This window comes from Micromonospora craniellae (assembly GCF_014764405.1).
GTDB classification, from domain to species: Bacteria; Actinomycetota; Actinomycetes; order Mycobacteriales; family Micromonosporaceae; genus Micromonospora; species Micromonospora craniellae.
The window spans coordinates 1,153,581-1,173,277 of the sequence record NZ_CP061725.1; the positions used below are offsets into that span (position 1 = coordinate 1,153,581).

Below are 19,697 nucleotides of genomic sequence, written 5' to 3' on the forward strand. Positions count from 1 at the left end.
CGCCCTCGTCGTACGACCGGCTCAGCGCCGGGTCGCGCTCTTCCTGGCCGGCGCCTTCTTCGCCGGTGCCTTCTTGGCCGTCGCGGTCTTCTTGGCCGTCGCGGTCTTCTTGGCCGTCGCGGTCTTCTTGGCCGTCGCGGTCTTCTTGGCCGTCGTGGCGGTCTTCTTCGCCGGGGCGGTCTTCTTCGTGGCGGTCGTCTTCGTGGCCGCGGCGGTGGTCTTGGCCGCCTTGGCCGCGGTCGTCTTCTTGGCCGCCGCCGTGGTCTTCGTGGCGGTCGTCTTCTTGGCCGCCGCAGTGGCCTTCGCCGTGGTCGTCTTCTTGGCGGCGGTCGCCTTCACACCCGTCGCCTTCGCACCGGTGGTCTTGGCGGTGGCCGCGGCGGCCTTCTTCGCCGCCGCCGTGGCCTTCGGCACCTTGCCGCTGGCCACCATCTCCTTGAACCCGGCGCCCGGACGGAAGGTCGGCACCGAGGTCTTCTTGACCTTCACCGCCTCCCCGGTCCGCGGGTTGCGGGCTGTTCGCGCGCCCCGTACGCGCTTCTCGAACGCTCCGAAACCGGTGATCGCCACCTTCTCGCCCTTGGTGACCGCCGCCTGGACCTCAGCGAGGACCGCGTCGAGCGCGGCCGTCGCCGTTTTCCGGTCTCCCAGGCGAACGGCGAGGGCCTCGATGAGCTCGGCCTTGTTCACTACTTCCTCCTGATTGTGCAACTGACTCGACGCGAGCCATTCTGCGCGCACCGTATGCCCTGTGCTGCCGGGACACAAACATTCGGTGGAAAAAAGCCCTTGTGTCGCAACGGATTCGCCCCCACCGGTGGCACCGGTGGGGGCGAAATCGGCGGTGGAGCCGGGATGAACGGCTAGGCGACCCGGGGCAGGAACGGCGACCGGGTCCCCTCGAAGGCATCGATCTGCGCCTCGTGACGAAGGGTGAGTCCAATGTCGTCCAAGCCCTCCATCAGCCGCCAGCGGCTGAAGTCGTCGAGCGGGAACGACCACGTGGAACCGCCCGCCTGCACCTGCCGGGCGGTGAGGTCGACGGTGACGGTGGCCTTCGGGTCGGACTCCGCCAGGGCCCAGATCTCCTCGACGGCTTTCAATTCCAGCTCGACCGGCAGCAGACCCTCCTTGAGGGCGTTGCCCCGGAAGATGTCACCGAAGCGCGGCGAGATCACCACCTGGAAGCCGAAGTCGCGCAACGCCCACACGGCGTGCTCCCGCGACGACCCGGTGCCGAACTCCGGGCCGGCCACCAGAATCGAGGCACCCGAATATGATTCATCGTTGAGAACGAATCCCGGGTCCTCCCGCCACGCGCTGAACAACCCGTCGGCGAATCCGGTACGGGTCACCCGCTTGAGGTACACGGCCGGGATGATCTGATCCGTGTCCACGTCGGACCGACGCAGCGGCACGGCGGTGCCGGTGTGCACGGTGAACTTGTCCATCTGTCGCAGCCCTTCTCTACAGGTCGGCGGGGGCGGCCAGCCGACCGGCCACGGCGGTGGCGGCGGCGACCGGCGGGCTCACCAGGTGGGTACGCCCACCCCGGCCCTGCCGGCCCTCGAAGTTGCGGTTGGAGGTGGAGGCGGAACGCTGCCCCGGGGAGAGCGTGTCCGGGTTCATGCCGAGACACATCGAGCAGCCGGCGAAGCGCCACTCGGCACCCGCGTCGGTGAAGACCTTGTCCAGCCCCTCGGACTCGGCGGCCTCGCGTACGGCGGCGGAGCCCGGCACCACCAGCATGCGTACGCCGTCGGCGACCTGGTGGCCGCGCAGCACGTCCGCCGCGGCCCGCAGGTCCTCCAGCCGGCCGTTGGTGCACGAGCCGACGAAGACCACGTCCACCGAGAGGTCCCGCAGCGGCATGCCCGGCCGCAGGTCCATGTACTCCAGGGCGCGGCGGGCGGCGGCCCGCTCGGGCTCGGTGCCGAAGTCGTCGGGGTTCGGCACCGAGGCGCCCAGCGGTGCGCCCTGCCCCGGGTTGGTGCCCCAGGTGACGAACGGCGTGATCGCGGCGGCGTCCAGCGTCACCTCGGCGTCGAACGTCGCGCCCTCGTCGGTGGGCAGCGTCCGCCAGTACGCGACCGCGGCGTCCCAGTCCGCGCCGGCCGGTGCGTTCGGCCGCCCCTTCAGGTACGCGAAGGTGGTCTCGTCCGGCGCGATCATGCCGGCCTTGGCGCCCCACTCGATGGACATGTTGGCGATGGTCATCCGGCCTTCCATGGACAGCGCCCGGATCGCCTCGCCCCGGTACTCCACGATGTGTCCGCGCCCGCCGCCGGTGCCCACCTTCGTGATGAGCGCGAGGACCAGGTCCTTGGCGGTCACGCCGGGGCCGAGCCGGCCGTTGACGGTGACCGCCATCGTCTTGGGCCGGGCCTGCGGCAGCGTCTGGGTGGCCAGTACGTGTTCGACCTCACTGGTGCCGATGCCGAACGCCAGCGCGCCGAACGCGCCGTGGGTGGCGGTGTGCGAATCGCCACAGACGATCGTCATGCCGGGCTGGGTGAGCCCGAGCTGCGGCCCGATCACGTGCACGATGCCCTGGTTCTCGTCGCCCAGCGGGTGCAGCTTCACGCCGAACTCGGCGCAGTTGCGGCGCAGCGTCTCGATCTGCGTACGGGAGGTGGGGTCGGCGATGGTGAGCAGGTCACCACGGCGCTGCTGGAACGAGGGCTCCGCGTACCCGGTCGGGGTGTTGTGATCCTCGGTCGCCAGCGTGAGGTCGGTACGGCGCACCCGGCGACCAGCGAGCCGCAGCCCGTCGAAGGCCTGCGGGCTGGTCACCTCGTGCAGCAGGTGCAGGTCGATGAAGAGCAGATCGGGCTCACCATCGGCGGACCGGACGACGTGCGCGTCCCAGACCTTCTCGGCCAGGGTCCTCGGCTCAGGAGTGACTCCCACCATCTGGACATCCTAAATTCTGGGAGGTAAATTTCGGCTTGTGGGACACAGTATGAGCGGTGTCGGCGTTCTCGACAAGGCGGTGGTCATCCTGGCCGCCTGTGTCGACGGCGCCAGCCTGGCCGAACTCGTTGAACGCACCAAGCTGCCCCGGGCCACCGCGCACCGGCTGGCACAGGCGCTGGAGATCCATCGGATGCTGGTCCGGGACACTCAGGGCCGCTGGCGTCCCGGTCCGCGCCTGGGCGAACTGGCGAACGCCGCACCGGACGTGCTGCTGACCGCCGCCGAGCCACTGCTGGCCGCCCTGCGCGACGCCACCGGCGAGAGCGCGCAACTCTACCTGCGCCGGGCGGACGAACGGATCTGCGTGGCCGCTGCGGAACGTGCCAGCGGCCTGCGGGACACCGTCCCGGTGGGCTCGGTGCTGCCGATGGTGGCCGGTTCGGCGGCGCAGATCCTGCTCGCCTGGGAGCCGCCCGAGGCGGTGATGCCGCTGCTGCCCCGGTCCAAGTTCACCGGCCGCACCCTCGCCGAGGTACGCCGCCGAGGCTGGGCGCAGAGCGTCGCCGAACGCGAGGCCGGTGTGGCGAGCGTCTCCGCACCGATCCGCGACCGCACCGGCCGGGTCATCGCCGCGATCAGCATCTCCGGCCCCATCGAACGCCTCGGCCGCCGCCCCGGCGAACGCCACGCCATGGCCGTCGTCAGAGCCGGCCAACGCCTCTCCGGCCTCTAGGCCGTGTGTCATAAGTGCCCGTGGCCCTGCTGTGAGGTGATCGGCTGGGTGTGTCGGTGATCGATATGCGGTGAGGTCTCCGGTAGATGGGTTATCGACCAAGACAACCATCTGCACGGAGACCTCGTGGCCAGCGTAGCGGTGACGAGGCGGCACGACCTGACCGACGCGCAGTGGGCGGTGCTGGAGCCGTTGCTGCCCGGGCGGAAGAAGCCGGGTCGGCCGCCGAAGTGGAGCAAGCGGCAGCTCATTGACGGGATCAGGTGGCGGGTCCGTACGGGTGCGCCGTGGCGGGACGTGCCGGACTGCTATGGGCACTGGCGGACGGTGTACGGGCTGTACCGGCGCTGGCAGCGGGCGGGGGTGTGGGCGGGGATCCTGGCCGGGTTGCAGGGTAGGGCCGACGCGCTCGGGTTGATCTCCTGGGACGTGAGTGTGGACTCCACGATCGTGCGGGCGCATCAGCACGCCGCCGGCGCCCGCCGGGGCAGTCACACGCAGGTCGAGCCGCCGGGCGGCAGCAGCGCCGCCGAGCCGGCGGATCACGCGCTGGGCCGGTCCCGGGGCGGTCTGACGACCAAGCTGCACCTGGCCTGCGAGCAGGGCCGCATGGTGCTGGCGTTCGTCATCACCGGTGGGCAGCGCGGCGACAGCCCGCAGTTCACCACTGTGCTGGACCGCATCCGGGTGCCTCGTCTCGGTGTCGGGCGGCCCCGGTGTCGGCCGCAGCGGGTCCTGGCGGACAAGGCGTACAGCAGCAAGGCCAACCGCGGCTACCTGCGGCGCCGTGGTATCGGCTGTGTCATCCCGGTCAAGGCCGACCAGGCCGCGAACCGCCGTAAGAAGGGCTCGGCGGGTGGCCGGCCACCCGCCTTCGACCCCAGCGCATACCGGCAGCGTCACGCCGTGGAGTGCGGCATCAGCCTGCTCAAACAGCACCGTGCCGTGGCCACCCGCTACGACAAACTCGCAGTGCGCTACGAAGCCACCGCCACCATCAGCATGATCGACAACTGGCTCCGGCGCCTCGAACGGCACTTATGACACACGACCTAAACCCCACCCCTCCCCCTCCCTCTCACCCTCCCCCGCCCTCTCCCGGTTGATCAAGGAGTTTGGGTCTTCGGCAGGGCCGGATCCCGACGCAAACCTCTTGATCAACTCGCCGAGGGGCGGGCCGAGGCCGGCGTGGGTGGGTGGGTGGGTGGGGCTTTGGGGTGGGTGGGTGGGATGGGAGAAGCCCGTCTCGCGGGGCGAGACGGGCTTCTTGTGGTAGCCCCGACCGGATTCGAACCGGCGCTACCGCCTTGAGAGGGCGGCGTCCTGGGCCGCTAGACGACGGGGCCAGAACTTTCCTGGTTCACCGCCCCTGCGGGCGGTGTGGCAGTAGTCTAGCGGCGTCCTACGAGACTGCGGAATCTGGGGTGGGACGGTTCCGTTGGCCCAGGCCGGATACGGTTTCACTCGATCGGGTCGACCGCGCACGTCACCCAGCGGTGCGCCGCCGACGGCGGTGCGTCCCGGGAAACGCGCTCGGATGCCGGCACAACGAAACGGCCCGTCCCGCTGAGCGGGACGGGCCGTCACGTGAATCTGTAGCCCCGACCGGATTCGAACCGGCGCTACCGCCTTGAGAGGGCGGCGTCCTGGGCCGCTAGACGACGGGGCCAGAACACATTGCGACACCACCTCACGATGGTGCCACCGAACTCTACCAGAACTCGTGACCGACGCCCCTGCGGAACGTCGGTGCTGAACTCCACCAGAGTCCAGCGACCTCGATTCTTGCGAATCGCGGCTGCGCTGGGGTACCAGGACTCGAACCTAGACTAACTGAACCAGAATCAGTTGGGCTGCCAATTACCCCATACCCCATCGGCCCCTTGCGGCACCGGGAGCAAACTCTACCCTCCCGGCGCCGACGGGCCAAATCGACTTCCCCAAACCGCCCTTGAGCTGTGTAAACGGCGGTCAGTTCGCGGACACGACAGGGTTGGCCAACTCGCCGATCCCCTCGATCCGGACGGCCACCGTATCCCCGTCCGTGATCGGGCTAACCCCCGCCGGGGTGCCGGTCAGGACGATGTCTCCGGGCAGCAGCGTCATCACGTGCGAGACGTACGACACCAGGGCCGGCACGTCGAAGACCATGTCCCGGGTACGGCCGAGCTGACGGACCTCCATCTCCTCCGGGTCGCGTCCCACCTCGCAGCGGATCTCCAGGTCGGTGACGTCCAGACCGGTGGTGATCCACGGGCCGATCGGGCAGAAGGAGTCGAACCCCTTGGCCCGGGTCCACTGACTGTCGTACCGCTGGAGGTCCCGGGCGGTGACGTCGTTGGCGCAGGTGAAGCCGAAGATCGCCCGTTCGGCGGCGGCCCGGTCGGCACGTCGGGCGCCCGGCGCGCCGATCACGACCGCCAACTCCGCCTCGTGCTCGACCTGCTTGCTGAACTCGGGCAGCCGGATCGCGTCCCGGGGGCCGATGACGGAGGTGGAGGGCTTGAGGAACAGCAGCGGTTCCTTCGGCACCTCGTTGCCGTGCTCGGCGGCGTGCTCGGCGTAGTTGCGGCCGACACAGACCACCTTGCTGGGCAGGATCGGCGAGAGCAGGCGGACGTCGGACAGCGCCCACCGGACACCGCTGAACGTGATCTGGCCGAACGGGTGTCCGGTGATCTCGGCGACGGTCAGCCCCTGCGGCCCCGCCTCCGGCTCCCCCTCGACGACACCGAACGACATTCCCTTGGCATGAGCGAAACGAGCGATACGCACCAGCTCAATGTAGTCCGGTCGCAGATCGGACCGGCCAGCGCAATCTCGTCCGGTCGCAGATCGGACCGACCAGCGCAATCTCGTCCGGTCGCAGATCGGACCGACCAGCGCAATCTCGTCCGGTCGCCGACCGGGGCGGCACAGCTTACCCGCGATGATCAGCATCGGGGCCGGAAACGTCGCTTCGTACCCGCACGACGTGCACGCGCCCCTAGCGTCGGCTGCGGAGGTTCGTTCGTATGCCTGCATCGACACGACACCACAGGAAGCTCGCGGCGATCGTGCACTGCGTCGGTCTGCTCACGGCGCTGCCGGTCCTGCCGGCGGCCGCCGTCCCGGACGCTCCTGCGCCGGGCCGACCGCACGCGGTAGCCGCCACGCCCGAGCCCACCATGCCGTCGGCACCGCCCGCGGTACCCACGCCGACCCGGGTCGCCTCACCGGCCCCCAGGCCGGAGATCAGCGTGGCGGTCAGAACGCAGAACACCGCCGCGCCCGGGTACCGCATCGAGGTCCGCAACCGGGGCGACGCGCCGGTGTCCACCACCGTGCGCCAGGAGCTGCCCGAGGGCGTCACGGCGACCACGATCAGCGCCGGCGGCCGGGAGGTACGCCCAAACGGGGCGGCGGCGACCGAGGTCACCTGGCGCCTGAGCCTGCCGCCACGCAGCAGCAGGACGCTGGACACCACGTTGGCCGCCGCCCCGGCCCAGCAGCCGCTGACCACGCCCGCCTGCGCCTTCGGCGTCGACGACCAGCAGCCGTACGACTGTGGGTCGGCCACCTGGACGTCGCCGGACGCGCCGACGGCCGCCGCGACGGAGTCGGATTGGCGGCACCAGGCGCCCGCACTGCTGGCGGGTGCAGTCGCGGTGCTGGTCCTCGGCGCCATCGGGTTCGTCACCTGGCGTCGGCACAAGCGCCCGGTCGCGGCTGCCCTGGCGTCGAAGGGACCGGGCACGGTGTATCCGCGCCCGGCCGCGCCACGACCTCCGGCCCGTCGCCGTACGCCACCGGTCTGGCTGGTGGTGCCGGTGGCCGCGACGGTGCTCGTCGCCACGATCGGCCTGGCGGCGTGGACCGCTACCCGGCGGGTCACCGCGATCGACACCGACAGCCAGCCGACCAGCGGCGCCTGGAAGGGCACGGGGATCAGCGGTGGGCTCGGCGTCCCGCTGCGCGAGGACGCGTTCGAGTTCACCGTCTACCGGATGGCCTGCGAGCCGGGCCGGGGCGCCCGCACGTGCCAGGCGACGGTGGGGGTGCGCAACGTCACCCCGGAGCATCACAGCTGGCACGGCAAGTTGCAGCGGGCGTACCTGGCGGACGGCAACTGGGTCACCACCGACGAGCAGGCCACCCGGCGGGCCAACCGGGGGCGGGACGTCTTCGCCGAGCCGATGGCGGCGGGCAGTCGTATGGTGCTGCCGCTGGTCTTCACCGTCGACGGCGCAGAGGCGCTCCGGCACCTGGAACTGCGCAGCGGCGTCTTCTCCCCCGGGGTGCGGGTGGACGTGCCCTGACCGTCCGTTCGAGCAGCTTCGGCCGCGCAGGCACAATGAGACATGTGACCGCCGAACACCTGACCGCGACGCAGTGGCGTGGTCGGCGCGTCCCCGCCGCAAGCTGGCTTCCCCTCCTGGAAGCTCACGAGAAGCGCGCCGACTCCCTTACCGCAGGCCACCGCGCCCGCAAGGCCACGAGGGAACGCCACGCGATCGATGACTTCCTGTACGACTACTACGGCACCCGGCCGTCCGTGCTCCGACGGTGGCACCCCGGCGTGGGCCTCTCCTTGGCACCAGGACCGCACGGCTCTGCCCCACACCGGCAGTGGCGTTGGTATGCCACGGACGCGAACGGGCTGGTGAGCTTCGACATCGCAGCGTTCCTCGCCGACCGGGCTGAGTCGGTACGCTTCATCCATCGACTGTTGTCCGCCATCTCGTCACGACCAGCCTTCACGGGCTGCTTCGGCCTGCACGAGTGGGCGATGGTGTACCACCAACGTGAGCATCGGCATCCACTCCCCCTGCGACTTGGGCAAGCGGGGACTGACGCGGTAGTCGAGTCTCACCAGATCCGCTGCACTCACTTCGATGCGTTCCGGTTCTTCACCCCTGACGCAGTCAGCCTCAACCGGCTTCAACCAACGAGGGAGAGCCGGGTAGAGCTTGACCAGCCGGGCTGCCTGCATGCCTCGATGGACTGCCACAAGTGGGCGACCAAGCTGGGCCCTGCGGTTCCGGGGCATCTGGCGCTCGACTGCTTCGAGTTGGCGAGGGACATCCGGCTGCTCGACATGCAGGCGTCCCCGTACGACTTCTCCTCCTACGGGGAACCGGCGGTGGCCATCGAGACACCCGAGGGCAAGGCCGAGTACGTCGCTCGTCAACGCGAGTTTTCGCAGCGCGCGGGCCGACTACGCGCCCGGTTGATCGATGTGTGTGCGGCGCTGCTTGAGGGAACGGAGCCACCGGAGAGGGTCAGGGTTGTCGGGTCAGGCCGACGACGGCGGCCAGTCGCGTGACGTCGGCCGGTGCGGGTCCGCGTTGGATGGTCTGGGTGAGGAGGGTACGGGCGGCGGGGCGGCTGCGGACTTCGGCGGGTGCGATGCTGTCGGCGTCGAGGAGTACGTGTCCGGCTCGGCCGGGGTCGCCGACGTCGGGGTGGGCGTGGGCGGCGTCGACGAGGTGGGCGGCGCGGTGTTCGGGTGGCAGTCGGGGCCAGCCGTCGCTACGGACGGCGGCTTCGTGGCGTTGGACGGATTCGACGGTGTCGCCGAGGCGGTGGGCGGCGAAGGATCGGGCCGCCTGGACGGCGACCGGTCCGAAGCCGGTGTGATGCGGGTCGGTGTGGTCGAGGGGGCCTTCGGCGAGGGCGGCGGCGTGGTCGAGCAGGTCGTGGGCGTTGCGGCGGTCGCCGTCGGCGGCGGCGGCGAGTCCGGCCTCAAGGTGCAGGGTGCCGCGTACGGCGTGGTCGTCCGTGGTGGCCGCGGCGGTGAGGGCGGCGGTGAGGGCGAGGCGGTGGTGGCCGAGGGCGCGCAGCGCCTGGGCGACGCCGATGGTGGCGGGGGCGGTCAGGGTGGGGTCGTCGGCGGCGGTGGTGACGGCGCGGTCGGCGGCGAGCCAGGCGAGGTCGGCGTGGTCGAGTTTGACCAGCACGGCGGCGGTGATCCGGTAGGTCGACGCCAGCAGAATGCGGGTGCCGTGGGTGGCGTCGAGCAGGCCGGGCAGGGTTGCGAGGAGTTGCGGGTAGCGGCCGTGCTGGTAGCTCATCCAGGCGTGTGTGACCTGCCGGGCGGCCTGCTGCGCCGTGACGGTGTGCTGCGGTCGGTGCTGGTAGCAGGCCAGTGCGGCCCGGATCGCGTCGACACCGTCCAGAGTCGGCGTCGTGGGCAGCGGCCGGCGGGGGCCGAGGAGCATCTCCGGATCGAGACGCAGCACGTCGGCGATCTCCTGGATCACCGAGTACCGGTCGAGCTGACGTACGCCGCGTTCGACCTTGTCGACCCAACTCTTCGACTTGCCGAGCCGATCCGCGAACGCCTGCTGCGTCATGCCCCGGTACGCCCGCAGCTCAGCCACCCGCCGCCCGAGAGGCACGGAATTGTGGTCACGCCAACGGCTCACCTGCCGCCACCGACCGGAGGCACAGCGTCGGTCGGAGGCAGGGCGTCGGTCGACTCCCCACAACGCGGACACCACCGCGACTTCACCCGAAACGCAAACAACCCAGCCAGGAACCCCAGCAATACGGCACCAAGCAGCACCGGAACCATCTCGACGATCACGACGCCCGCACCTCCCCGCAGGGTGGGGAGCCGGGCACCTGCCCGGAGCCAGGAATGCTTCGGCTGCGGGTGACGGGACGCGGTCGCCGCACGCGCCTCGTTGTCATCCGGTCAGATGGATACGGGTACTGGGACTGGGCCAGATGCTCCCGTTCTGAGACGTATCGATTCACTTGTTCAGGTTTGCATCTACCCGATAGTCTAGTCGACAGGCAATTGCCGAAAGGATAGAATGGATCTACCTACGTTCGGAACGTGGACCGTGGGCCAGGCCGCCTGATGGGGCCTTACGAGATCGCGCAGCGCCTCGATGTCTCGCGGCAGCGGTTCCAGCAACTCGCCCGGTACCCCACCTTTCCCAAGCCGTACCAAGAGCTACGGGGGATGAAGGTGTGGCTTGCCGAGGACATCGAGGAATGGATCGCCAAGTACCGACAGCCTCGACCCGCCGACGACGACTGACGGTGGCAATGCCAAGGTGGCCGCTGCATAGGAGTTGAGGCGCTGCCGCACCGAAGGTGTTCTCCCAGCTGGTGATTGCCTTATCCCAGGTGCTCGGCGGCGATCTGCTCGGCGGCGGCTACAAACTCATCCAACTCGGTCGGGGTCAGGTTCGACTCCAGGAGCATCTGCCCGAGGACGAAGATTTCGATGCCCAGCACGGTCTCCGCAGGGATGTTGGCGATCAGTTCAGGCTCGCCCACGGCGGCTCGGATGACGCCTTCCGTCTCAAGCGCGGGTGGAGTCGCGCCCTGCTCGTACCGGGCGCGAGCTGACGACACGAAGGCGGCTATGTCGGTCGGAGTGGCGTTGACTCCGAGGTGCCGGTGAACCGCAAGGGCGAATGCGGCCTCGATCAGCCGTAGGCTCCCGGGCAGGCCATGTTGCCTGATGTTCGCCGCCACGGCGTCTGCGGCATCCCAGTCAGCCCTGGCGAAAGCTCGAATCAGGTCGCTCAGCGGGTTAACGTCCACGTCTTCTGAACCTCGCTATCCGTTCACTGATCACCGCAGTGATCCTATGTGCCGCCACGCCTGCCAGGATGCCGAGCACTGCGAGGTTTCCTGCGGCTTCCGCAGCGTCGATCTTCGGCCGTGGCGCGGCTGCAGGTGCCGTCGGGGTGACGGTCCCGCTTGAATGTGTCCCGCTGGGGCCGTAACGGTCACGGAACGCGCTGGCGAAGTGTTGGATCGTGTTTGCGGTAGTGGTCGCATGGTCCTGCACGTCGTCGGCTTTCCGGGCAGGCCGAGTGAGGAACCCTCTCAGCATCGCGCGGCTCAGGTCACGTTGGTCACTGTCGGCCAAGAGTTCCTCGCCTGACGGCGGGCCTGAGTGGGTCGGCAGAGCGGCCGTACCGGGCGCGATGGCGCTCAGGTAGGCGGCGACGTGCTGGGCGGCATCGCTACTCAGTCGGGCAAGCCGGCGGGCCTTGTCGACGCCGACACGACTCTGCAACGCAGCAGCCCGCAGCTGCGGGTGGTCAGAGCCCGTGCCGACTCTCGCGTAGATGGCGTTTGCCTCGGTGGCATCCGTTGCGGCGCGTGTAGCGCGTACCGCGAGTTCATCCAGTTGGTCAACAGCCGACTTGAGCTGCGCGATGACCTGGGCGAGCAGGCTGCTCATCCCAACACTTTCCGGTACCCGTTCCCGCTGTCTTGAGCGGTAGCGATAGCCCGTAGACTCAACTTCACCTCGCGTACCGCGTCGGCGATGGCCTTGCGTGCCTGCGCGGCCTCGGTCCGCTGGCTGTCGTGCAGGGTGGAGAGCAGGAGCGCGGAGACATCTTCCAAGGCCGTGCCGACTCCCGCGATCTTGGTCTTGCCCTGCTCAAGCAGGTAGTTGGCTTCGTTGAGTGCCGCCTTGATCTCACCGATGCTCACCGGCCAGCCGAGAATGCTGATGTATTGCCGGGCGGCCTGGGTGCTGCCCGCGAGGACGGTGGCCGCCTCGATCAACCGCTGTTTGCTCTGTTCGGCGCGGTTGATCGCCTCGGAGATCGCGGGATGTCCGGTCCCGGCCGCGACCGCCCGAAGCCGGGAGAGCACCTGTTCGGTGCCCTCGATGGCGGCTCTGATCTGGTTCGTCGTCGCGTTGCACTGCTCAGCTGCCTGGGCAAGCTCGGCCTTGACTTGCTCGATGCTGGCCATGCCGTCCTTCCGGTACGCGGCGAGGGATGCTGGCGTCTACACATGCCGTAGCGAGGCAGACACTATCCAACATGAATCCTCTTCCGCAGCCCCGTACGCCTGACCAGGGTGGCAGCGGCAGAACTTGCCGAAGGAGAGCGCGTTGCGACGCGCCATCGACAGGTCAAGAGCGTCGGCCAGGGCAGCCTGGTCGATTCGAGGCCGGTGTTTGTAAGCCACGATCGGCCGATTCTGAGGGCGGTCAGGTAGCCGTAGGGATCCGTCCGCCATGTCAGCGAGGCGACTTCCGCAGCGTCGCTTCGGCTCCCTGGTTCAGCGGGAGTTCGCCGAGCGGGCCGGGCGGCTGCTGGCGGCGGTCCCCGCCTGACACCGGTCCGGGGCCACCTCCGATGGAAGCGACCCCGGACCGGTGGTCAGGAGGCCGTGCAGCTCACCGCCGAGGCGGTGGGGATGCCGCCGGTACTGGCCAGGAAGCCGAACGTGGTCTGGGCGCCGGAGGCCAGCGCGCCGTTCCAGGCAACATTACGGGCAGTGACCATCGTTCCGCTCTGGACCACCTCGGCACCCCATGCCTGGGTGATCCGTTGAGCGTCGGCGACATCGAACCGCACCGTCCAACCGGTCATTGCGAGCAACCCTCCATTACGGACAGTCACTTCACCCTGGAAGCCGCCCTGCCACTGTCCCACCACCCGGTAGCTCGCCACGCAACCTCCGGGCGGCATCGTGGGCGTCGGCGTGACGGGCGGCGTGGGAGTGGCGGGCGGCGTGGGAGTGGGCGTCGCGGGAGGCGTCGGGGTCGCGGTGGGCGTGGGTACGGGTACGCCGGTCAGCGCCGCCACCAGCGCCGGGTACCAGCGATCGGCGATCTTCCGGTCGCCCGCGGCGTTGGGGTGCACCCCGTCGTTCGTGTCGGTGGTGGTGCTGAACCCGGTCCACTGGTCCACCACCACAATCGGCGACTGGGCGGTGGTCTTGCCCGCCGCCCACCCGTCGACGACGTTGTTGAGGGCGACGACCCGCTGGCCGCACTCGGGGCAACTGCTCGGCGCCATCGGGATGATCTTCGCGACGAGGATGCGCATGGCGGGATTGGCGGCCCGCATCTGGTCCACCAACCGGCCGTACGCGGCCAGGATCGTGGCGGGGGCGAGGTTGCTCCACACGTCGTTGGTGCCGAAGTGCATGAGCACGACGTCCGGGCGGGTGGCCGACAGCCAGCCCGGCAGCAGGTTCTGGTTGGCCACATTGGTGACCAGGTACCCGCCGTGCCCTTCGTTGTCGCCGTCGTACGGCTGGCCGCAGCCCTGCGGGCCGAGGGTGCCGACGAAGTCGACGGCGGTGTGACCAGCGGACTGGAGGCGGTTCCAGAGCACCGCCCGCCAGCAGCCGGGGGAACCGGTGATGGAGTCGCCGAGCGGCATGACGCGTACTGGATCGGCTGCGGCGACGGCAGGTGCCGGCCGGATGTCGGCGGCCGGTGCGGCGGCGGAGGGACGGGCCGCGACCGAGCCGGCGGCGAGGGCGAGGACGGCCGCCGCGAGACCGGCGGTCGCGGCGTTGCCCAGGGACTTTCGGAGCATGGTGGAGGGACTCCCGTCACGTGTCGTGGCTGTGGTGTGACCGGCCCTGGCGCTCCCGTCCACAGTCAACCAGACGCAACGACGTTCATCAATCAGCCGCCCTCCCGCAGCCGCAGCCGCCCTACTCGCCGTCCACCCGGCGGTCGCGTTTGCGCTGCGAGCGGCGCTTCTTCTCGGCGAGCCGCCGTTCCTTGGCACCGCGGGACGGTCGGGTCGGCCGGCGCGGCGGAGGCGGCGGCGCGACCGCCTCGCGCAGCAGTGCGGCGAGCCGCTCCCGGGCCGCCTCGCGGTTGGCGAGCTGCGCCCGGTGCTCGCTGGCGGCGATGATCAGCACGCCGTCGACCAGCCGGCCGGCGAGCCGCTCCAGCGCCCGCGCCCGCAGCGACTCCGGCAGGCTGGGCGACCCGGCCAGGTCGAAACTCAGCTCGACCCGGGAGTCGGTGGTGTTGACCCCCTGACCACCGGGCCCGGACGACCGGGAGAACCGCTCCCGCAGCTCGGCGGCGGGGACACTCCACCGGTCGGTCACCCGCAGTCCGTCGTCCACACCCCGAGGCTAGCGTGCCGGCCGCGGCTCCGGAGCACTGCTCGGATTCGGCTCCGGCGCGGTCGGCTCGTCACCACCGACCGCCGCGTACGCGACCGCGCCGACCAGCAGCAGGGCGATCACCCCGACCTTCGTGGTGACCACCTTGATCAGCAGCCAGGCGGCACGCCGCGCGCCGGGCACCGACTTCTTCGCGGCCCGATAGTCGTTCCAGCCGCGCCGGGCCCGCGCGTACGACGACCCGACACCACTTCCGATGATGAGGCCCACCAGCAGGAGGACCGCGATGAGAGGACGCTCCACCCACGCCAGTATCCATACTCAGCGTAATATTTCCATTTTCCGATCATCGACCGCCAGAAATCCGACAGACCGCGCATCCCCCCGTAATTGGACAATCACTCTGTGCTACATCAGCCGCCTTTGCCGATGATCGTGTCGGCGGTCTGCTGCACCTGCTCGATCGGGATGGCGAACCCGATGCCGATCGAGCCGTTGCCGTCGATGGTGGCGATCGCGGTGTTCACCCCGACCACCTCGCCCCGGGCGTTGACCAGTGGCCCCCCGGAGTTCCCCGGGTTGATCGAGGCGTCGGTCTGCACCGCCCGGTGCCGGTTGTCGCCGAGGCGCACCTGGCGGTCCAGCGCGCTGACGATGCCCGCGGTGACCGTGCCCGGCAGCCCCAGTGGCGAACCGACCGCCAGCACCGGCTCGCCCACCCGGGTCGATCCCGGCTTGGCCAGCGGCAACGCCGTCAGCCCGGCGGACGGCGGCACCCTGAGCACGGCGAGATCGCTTCCCGGTTCCCGGCCCACCACCTCCGCCGCGAGCCGCCGGCCGTCCGGCAGCTCGACGGTGACCGCGCCGCGCCCCCTGGCCAGGATGTGGTCGTTGGTGATGATGTGCTGCTCGGTGTCGACAGCGAAACCGGAGCCGGTCGCCGAGGCGCCGCCGGCGCCGTCCACCAGCACCGACACGACCCCGGGCACGGTCTTCTCGGCCGCGGTGACCAACTCGGCCGGCACCGGGGCGGCGGACGCCGCAGCCGGACCGGGCACGCCGTCGCGGGCGGCCACCCAGCCACCGGCCACCGCCCCCGACCCCGTCGACAGGACCACCACCGCCAGCCCCGCCAGCAGCCGACGCCGCCAACTCCACACCGCCCGGTCCCGGGCCGTCCCGTCCGGTCCACACCGCCCGTCCAGATCGAGGTCCGGCGAGACGAACCAGGGTCCGCGTGGCTCACCCAGACCGGTCTGCACTGCCATTCGTACGCTCCTCACGTGTGGCGGGCCCGGGTCGGTGTCGCCAGGGCGGATCAGGGCAGGCGGGAGAACCACCGCATCGAGCCGTACGCCGCGCCCATCGCGAACACCAGTCCGAGCCCGATGAACCGGGACGAGACGTCCTGCCGTACCTTGCGCCAGCCCACCGAGCTGCCGATGTCGTCGTAGACGGCCCGCAGCTCGTCGCTGGTGGCGGCCTCGTGGAAGACGCCCCCGGTCTGCTCGGCGACGGCCTGCAACGTCTCCCCGTCCACCGGCACCTGGATCGGCCGGCCGCCCCGGTCCACGAAGCCGCTCAACGTGCCGAACGAAATCGTGTGCACCGGCACCTCGACGGCCACGGCGTCGGCGGCGGACTCCATCGGGTCCATGCCCGAGGTGTTCGCGCCGTCGGAGAGCAGGATGATCCGGGCCGGTGGCGGCTGGGTCGCGGCGGCCTCGTCCAACGCCTTCACCGCCCCCAACGAGGTGCTGATCGCCTCGCCGATCGCGGTCCCCTGCACCCCGGTCACCCCCTCGGCCAGCCGCTCGATGCCGTCGTGCAGGGACTCCCGGTCGGTGCCCGGCGGCACCAGCACCGCCGCACTGCCGGCGAAGGCCACCAACCCGACGTTGAACTCGTCGGGCAGACCGTCCACGAACTGCCGGGCAGCGCCCTTGGCTGCGGTGAGGCGGTCCGGTTCGACGTCGGTGGCGAGCATCGAGGTGGACACGTCCACCGCCACCATCACGGTGGCCCGTTCCCGGGGCACCCGCACCTCGGCGGTGGGCCGGGCGAAACCCACCACCAGCAGGGCCAGCATGGCCAGGAAGAGGCCGGCCGGCAGGTGCCGCCGCCAGGTCGGCCGCCGGGGCGCCACCCGGTCGAGCAGCCGCAGGTTGGTGAAGCGGACCGCGTACCGGCTGCGCCGTCGCTGTGCCACCAGGTAGGCCAGGGCCAGGGCCAGCACACCGAGCAGGAGCCAGAGCCGGACCGGCGACTGCCAGATCACGCCGTACCTCCCCGGTTCGGTCCGGCGCCGGCGGCGGCCAGCCGGCGCTGCGCGTGCACGTGCCGCACGATGTCGGCCGCCCAGTCCCGGTCGGTACGCAGGACCAGGTGCGTCGCGCCGGACCGGCGCACCGCGTCGCGGACCTGGTCACGCTCGGCGGCGGCAGCGGCCGCGTACCGCTCACGCAGCCGCCGGTCGCCGGTCCACACCTCGCGCCGCTCGCCGGTCTCCGGGTCGGCCAGCGTGATCAGCCCGACGTCCGGCAGCTCCAGCTCACGGGGATCGGTGATCTCCACCGCCAGCACCTGGTGCCGCACGGCCAGCCGGCGCAGCGGGCGTTCCCAGGTGGCCGGCAGCCGGGGATCGTCGGGCAGTCCGTCCAGGAAGTCGGAGACCACCACCACCAGGCCACGCCGGTGGGCCACCCGGTGCACCGCCGCCACCGCGTCGGACAGGTCGGCCGCGCCGGGCAGGGGCCCGCCGGGCCCGTCGTGACCGCCCACCCGAGGTTCGGCCAGCAGCCCGCGCAGCAGCCCGAGCAGATGGGTACGCCCACCACGGGCCGGCAGCCGACGCAGCCCGGACGAGGTGAGCACCTCGGCACCGAGGCGGTTGCCCGGTCCGGTGGTCAGGAAGCCGACGGTGGCAACTGCGGCCACGGCCAACTCCCGCTTGTCCAGCTCGGCGGTGCCGTACTCCATGCTGGGGCTGGCGTCCACCAGCAGCCAGGTGGTCAGCTCGCGGTCGGCGTCGACCTGCCGGACGTGCGGCACGGTGGTCCGGGCGGTCACCGACCAGTCCATCCGGCGTACCTCGTCCTCGCCGGGCCGGTACTCCCGGCTGCCGGCGGGTTCGCTGCCCGGACCGGGCAGCAGGCCCCGGTGCTCGCCGTGCAGCAGCCCGTCGAGACGGCGGGTGACGGTCAGTTCCAGCCGACGCAGCCGCTGGCCCGGGGTGAGGTCCGCGAGCACCGGATCGGCCGGTACGGGCACCGGGACGTTCCGGCGCATCAGGCGGCTGCCAGGTCGGGCGCGTACTCCGGCTGACCGGTGGCCGCCACCCGGGGCGGTGGGACCACCTCGACCAGGCGGCGCACGACGGCCTCGGGGGTCACCCCGTCGGCCACCGCGTCGAAGGAGAGCACCAGCCGGTGCGACAGCACGTCGCTCGCGAGGTCCCGGACGTCCTCGGGCAGCACGTACTCCCGGCCACGCAGCAGCGCCTGGGCCCGCGCGGCGGCGACCAGGCCGAGGGTGGCGCGCGGACTGGCGCCGTACGCCAGTAACGGGGCGATCTCCGGCAGCCCGAACCGGACCGGGTCCCGGGTGGCGAGGATGAGGCGGACGACGTACTCGGCGATGGCGTGGTGTACGAAGACCTGCGTGGCCTGGCGCTGGAAGGCGCGCAGGCGGTCCGCGTCGAGTACCGGACGGGCCCGTGGTCGGTCGGCGCTCATCCGGTAGAGGATGGCCAGTTCGTCGCCGCCGTCCGGGTAGTCGACCAGGACCTTCATCAGGAAGCGGTCGCGCTGCGCCTCGGGGAGCTGGTAGACCCCCTCCGACTCGATCGGGTTCTGGGTGGCCAGCACGAGGAACGGTTCCGGCACTTGGTAGCTGCGCCCGCCGATCGACACCTGCCGTTCGGCCATCGCCTCCAGCAGCGCGGACTGCACCTTGGCCGGCGCCCGGTTGATCTCGTCCGCGAGCACCAGGTTGGCCATGACGGGCCCGAGTTCGACGTCGAAGCTCTCTTTCGACGCCCGATAGATGCGGGTGCCGACGATGTCCGAAGGGACGAGGTCGGGGGTGAACTGGATCCGGGAGAAGGTGCCGCCGACGACCGTGGCGAGGGTCTGCGCGGCGAGGGTCTTGGCCACCCCCGGTACGCCTTCCAGCAGGCAGTGCCCGTCAGCGATCAGCGCGGTGAGCAGGCGCTCGACGAGCCGATCCTGCCCGACGATCACGCGTTTGACCTCGAAGAGCGTCTGGTCCAGCTCGGCCGCGGTCGCATCGGGATCGGCCGGGCTGGGCAGGCTGGCCATGGTGTCCGAGATGTCCGTCACGGTGCTTGCTTCCCGAGGCGTACCTCCGACAAACGTCGGAATTACCGACCGTCGGCGACCCAGACAGGTCGGCCGCCACCGTTCCGGCATGGACCGCACCGGACGTCACGAAAGGTGCCGGTCGGGGTCGTTCGGTGCCGAAACGGGACGGCGGTCCGGCAGCACGACAACGGCCCCCGCCCGGCGGGACGGAGGCCGTTGTCAGTGCACCGCTCAGCGGTGCACGAGAAGGAAGAACGGCAGGTCGGCGGCAACACCGGCGGAGTTGCGCGTCTGGATGAACACCCCGTTCGGGGTGAGCAGCCGGGGTGCCACCGAGACCTCCCCGGCGGGCGGGACGCAGCACGAGCCCGCTTGGCCGATCGTCGCCACGTAGATGCCCGAGGCGACGTTGCTGCCGAACTGCACCTCGTACTGGCCGACGCCGTACTTGATGACGACGCCGTTGCCGCGGGCCTTGGTGCCGTTGGCGTTGACCGCCGTCGCGTACCCGGAGGTGCTGGCCGCGGCGACCTCACCCTTGGCCAGCAGGGCCCGGGCGCTGTTCATCGAGGCGGTGGTGACCGCCGGCTGCTGCGCGGTGGTGCGGGCGGTGGGCTGGTTGCCCGCCTCGGTGGGCTTCGCCGCGGCGATGCCACCACCGGCGAGGGCCAGTGCCAGGGCCGCGATCGACACCGCAGCCGCCTTCCGTCGGAAAAATCTGGTCATGACAGGTCTCCCTTGGTGACCGTGGGGATACGCCGACCCGCGGCACGCGGGGCGGGAATTTCCTTTTTCGAAGTCGGGCCGCAATGACCGCCGAACGCCGGCGGCCCTATTTTGGATCGCACCCGCAACGGCTACACTCGATCGCCCACATGCGC

21 protein-coding genes and 3 tRNA genes are annotated in these 19,697 nt (G+C 70.6%); 5 read left to right on the forward strand and 19 right to left on the reverse strand.

Annotated elements, in window-relative coordinates:
* Positions 1 to 21: 21 nt before the first annotated feature.
* The 3 genes from ID554_RS05275 to leuC all read right to left on the reverse strand — a co-directional run bounded on the left by ID554_RS05275 (position 22) and on the right by leuC (position 2,913).
* On the reverse strand, positions 22 to 690 hold the full coding sequence (locus ID554_RS05275; protein ID WP_191088722.1) for an HU family DNA-binding protein: 669 nt from the start codon (positions 688 to 690) through the stop codon (positions 22 to 24).
* Between the two features lie 173 nt (positions 691 to 863).
* Positions 864 to 1,451 (reverse strand): 3-isopropylmalate dehydratase small subunit, encoded by a 588-nt coding sequence (gene leuD / locus ID554_RS05280; protein ID WP_117226770.1) that lies wholly within the window; start codon positions 1,449 to 1,451, stop codon positions 864 to 866.
* Positions 1,452 to 1,467: 16 nt separating this feature from the next.
* Entirely contained in the window at positions 1,468 to 2,913 is a 1,446-nt protein-coding gene (leuC, locus tag ID554_RS05285; protein WP_117226771.1) for a 3-isopropylmalate dehydratase large subunit, read from the reverse strand.
* Positions 2,914 to 2,962: 49 nt separating this feature from the next.
* Between leuC and ID554_RS05290 the strand changes: the two genes are divergently transcribed.
* Together ID554_RS05290 and ID554_RS05295 are read left to right on the forward strand one after the other, a co-directional pair.
* On the forward strand, positions 2,963 to 3,649 hold the full coding sequence (locus ID554_RS05290; RefSeq protein ID WP_091084913.1) for an IclR family transcriptional regulator: 687 nt from the start codon (positions 2,963 to 2,965) through the stop codon (positions 3,647 to 3,649).
* Positions 3,650 to 3,775: 126 nt separating this feature from the next.
* Positions 3,776 to 4,693, forward strand: a complete 918-nt coding sequence (locus ID554_RS05295) for an IS5 family transposase (RefSeq protein WP_113974896.1) — start codon at positions 3,776 to 3,778, stop codon at positions 4,691 to 4,693.
* A 226-nt stretch (positions 4,694 to 4,919) separates the two neighbouring features.
* Here ID554_RS05295 and ID554_RS05300 read toward each other — a convergent pair.
* The 4 genes from ID554_RS05300 to ID554_RS05315 all read right to left on the reverse strand — a co-directional run bounded on the left by ID554_RS05300 (position 4,920) and on the right by ID554_RS05315 (position 6,424).
* Positions 4,920 to 4,995 (reverse strand) — tRNA-Glu (locus ID554_RS05300).
* Between the two features lie 250 nt (positions 4,996 to 5,245).
* Positions 5,246 to 5,318, reverse strand: a tRNA-Glu gene (locus ID554_RS05305).
* Between the two features lie 134 nt (positions 5,319 to 5,452).
* Positions 5,453 to 5,524, reverse strand: a tRNA-Gln gene (locus ID554_RS05310).
* A 96-nt stretch (positions 5,525 to 5,620) separates the two neighbouring features.
* A complete protein-coding gene (locus ID554_RS05315) occupies positions 5,621 to 6,424 on the reverse strand; it encodes a fumarylacetoacetate hydrolase family protein (protein WP_117231285.1) in 804 nt (267 codons plus the stop codon).
* 239 nt (positions 6,425 to 6,663) lie between these two features.
* Here ID554_RS05315 and ID554_RS05320 point away from each other — a divergent pair, with 239 nt between their 5' ends.
* Both ID554_RS05320 and ID554_RS05325 read left to right on the forward strand, forming a co-directional pair.
* Complete coding sequence (locus tag ID554_RS05320) at positions 6,664 to 7,947, forward strand: hypothetical protein (RefSeq protein ID WP_117231283.1); 1,284 nt, start codon at positions 6,664 to 6,666, stop codon at positions 7,945 to 7,947.
* Between the two features lie 35 nt (positions 7,948 to 7,982).
* A complete protein-coding gene (locus ID554_RS05325; RefSeq protein ID WP_396888475.1) occupies positions 7,983 to 8,954 on the forward strand; it encodes a 3-methyladenine DNA glycosylase in 972 nt (323 codons plus the stop codon).
* On the opposite strand, the gene ID554_RS32330 is transcribed toward ID554_RS05325, so the two are convergent.
* The gene (locus ID554_RS32330; protein ID WP_263407324.1) at positions 8,911 to 10,029 is read right to left on the reverse strand and encodes a helix-turn-helix domain-containing protein; all 1,119 of its coding nucleotides are present in this window, start codon (positions 10,027 to 10,029) and stop codon (positions 8,911 to 8,913) included. The genes ID554_RS05325 and ID554_RS32330 overlap by 44 nt on opposite strands.
* Positions 10,030 to 10,472: 443 nt before the next feature.
* Here ID554_RS32330 and ID554_RS05335 point away from each other — a divergent pair, with 443 nt between their 5' ends.
* Positions 10,473 to 10,679 carry a helix-turn-helix transcriptional regulator gene (locus ID554_RS05335; RefSeq protein ID WP_223884444.1) on the forward strand — a complete coding sequence of 69 codons (207 nt, stop codon included), beginning with the start codon at positions 10,473 to 10,475 and terminating at the stop codon, positions 10,677 to 10,679.
* 80 nt (positions 10,680 to 10,759) lie between these two features.
* Here the strand turns inward: ID554_RS05335 and ID554_RS05340 are convergent, their stop codons facing one another.
* From ID554_RS05340 to ID554_RS05395, 11 genes are all read right to left on the reverse strand, one after another.
* The gene (locus ID554_RS05340) at positions 10,760 to 11,191 is read right to left on the reverse strand and encodes a hypothetical protein (protein ID WP_117231281.1); all 432 of its coding nucleotides are present in this window, start codon (positions 11,189 to 11,191) and stop codon (positions 10,760 to 10,762) included.
* Entirely contained in the window at positions 11,181 to 11,840 is a 660-nt protein-coding gene (locus ID554_RS05345; RefSeq protein ID WP_117231280.1) for a hypothetical protein, read from the reverse strand. Before ID554_RS05345 ends, ID554_RS05340 begins: the two co-directional genes overlap by 11 nt.
* Positions 11,837 to 12,364, reverse strand: a complete 528-nt coding sequence (locus tag ID554_RS31365; RefSeq protein ID WP_223884445.1) for a hypothetical protein — start codon at positions 12,362 to 12,364, stop codon at positions 11,837 to 11,839. The genes ID554_RS05345 and ID554_RS31365 overlap by 4 nt, the downstream gene beginning before the upstream one ends.
* Before the next feature lie 413 nt (positions 12,365 to 12,777).
* Positions 12,778 to 13,947, reverse strand: a complete 1,170-nt coding sequence (locus tag ID554_RS05360; protein WP_117229555.1) for a cellulose binding domain-containing protein — start codon at positions 13,945 to 13,947, stop codon at positions 12,778 to 12,780.
* Positions 13,948 to 14,068: 121 nt separating this feature from the next.
* Positions 14,069 to 14,494: an alternative ribosome rescue aminoacyl-tRNA hydrolase ArfB gene (gene arfB / locus ID554_RS05365; protein ID WP_117229556.1), complete on the reverse strand. Its 426-nt coding sequence runs from the start codon at positions 14,492 to 14,494 to the stop codon at positions 14,069 to 14,071.
* A gap of 9 nt (positions 14,495 to 14,503) precedes the next feature.
* Complete coding sequence (locus tag ID554_RS05370) at positions 14,504 to 14,797, reverse strand: hypothetical protein (RefSeq protein ID WP_117229557.1); 294 nt, start codon at positions 14,795 to 14,797, stop codon at positions 14,504 to 14,506.
* A gap of 110 nt (positions 14,798 to 14,907) precedes the next feature.
* The gene (locus tag ID554_RS05375) at positions 14,908 to 15,762 is read right to left on the reverse strand and encodes a S1C family serine protease (RefSeq protein WP_117229558.1); all 855 of its coding nucleotides are present in this window, start codon (positions 15,760 to 15,762) and stop codon (positions 14,908 to 14,910) included.
* Between the two features lie 50 nt (positions 15,763 to 15,812).
* Positions 15,813 to 16,772, reverse strand: a complete 960-nt coding sequence (locus tag ID554_RS05380) for a VWA domain-containing protein (protein ID WP_117229559.1) — start codon at positions 16,770 to 16,772, stop codon at positions 15,813 to 15,815.
* Positions 16,769 to 17,782: a DUF58 domain-containing protein gene (locus tag ID554_RS05385; RefSeq protein WP_117229560.1), complete on the reverse strand. Its 1,014-nt coding sequence runs from the start codon at positions 17,780 to 17,782 to the stop codon at positions 16,769 to 16,771. The genes ID554_RS05380 and ID554_RS05385 overlap by 4 nt, the downstream gene beginning before the upstream one ends.
* On the reverse strand, positions 17,782 to 18,834 hold the full coding sequence (locus ID554_RS05390) for an AAA family ATPase (protein WP_117229561.1): 1,053 nt from the start codon (positions 18,832 to 18,834) through the stop codon (positions 17,782 to 17,784). The genes ID554_RS05385 and ID554_RS05390 overlap by 1 nt, the downstream gene beginning before the upstream one ends.
* A gap of 213 nt (positions 18,835 to 19,047) precedes the next feature.
* Positions 19,048 to 19,542 (reverse strand): hypothetical protein, encoded by a 495-nt coding sequence (locus tag ID554_RS05395; protein WP_117229562.1) that lies wholly within the window; start codon positions 19,540 to 19,542, stop codon positions 19,048 to 19,050.
* Between the last annotated feature and the right edge of the window lie 155 nt (positions 19,543 to 19,697).

Coding starts and splice junctions, on each gene's coding strand:
- ID554_RS05395 (WP_117229562.1), bottom strand. CDS start 19,542: ATGACCAGATTTTTCCGACGGAAGGCGGCTGCGGTGTCGATCGCGGCC.
- ID554_RS05325 (WP_396888475.1), top strand. CDS start 7,983: ATGAGACATGTGACCGCCGAACACCTGACCGCGACGCAGTGGCGTGGT.
- ID554_RS05360 (WP_117229555.1), bottom strand. CDS start 13,947: ATGCTCCGAAAGTCCCTGGGCAACGCCGCGACCGCCGGTCTCGCGGCG.
- leuD (WP_117226770.1), bottom strand. CDS start 1,451: ATGGACAAGTTCACCGTGCACACCGGCACCGCCGTGCCGCTGCGTCGG.
- leuC (WP_117226771.1), bottom strand. CDS start 2,913: ATGGTGGGAGTCACTCCTGAGCCGAGGACCCTGGCCGAGAAGGTCTGG.
- ID554_RS31365 (WP_223884445.1), bottom strand. CDS start 12,364: ATGGCCAGCATCGAGCAAGTCAAGGCCGAGCTTGCCCAGGCAGCTGAG.
- ID554_RS05375 (WP_117229558.1), bottom strand. CDS start 15,762: ATGGCAGTGCAGACCGGTCTGGGTGAGCCACGCGGACCCTGGTTCGTC.
- ID554_RS05345 (WP_117231280.1), bottom strand. CDS start 11,840: ATGAGCAGCCTGCTCGCCCAGGTCATCGCGCAGCTCAAGTCGGCTGTT.
- ID554_RS05320 (WP_117231283.1), top strand. CDS start 6,664: ATGCCTGCATCGACACGACACCACAGGAAGCTCGCGGCGATCGTGCAC.
- ID554_RS05290 (WP_091084913.1), top strand. CDS start 2,963: ATGAGCGGTGTCGGCGTTCTCGACAAGGCGGTGGTCATCCTGGCCGCC.
- ID554_RS05385 (WP_117229560.1), bottom strand. CDS start 17,782: ATGCGCCGGAACGTCCCGGTGCCCGTACCGGCCGATCCGGTGCTCGCG.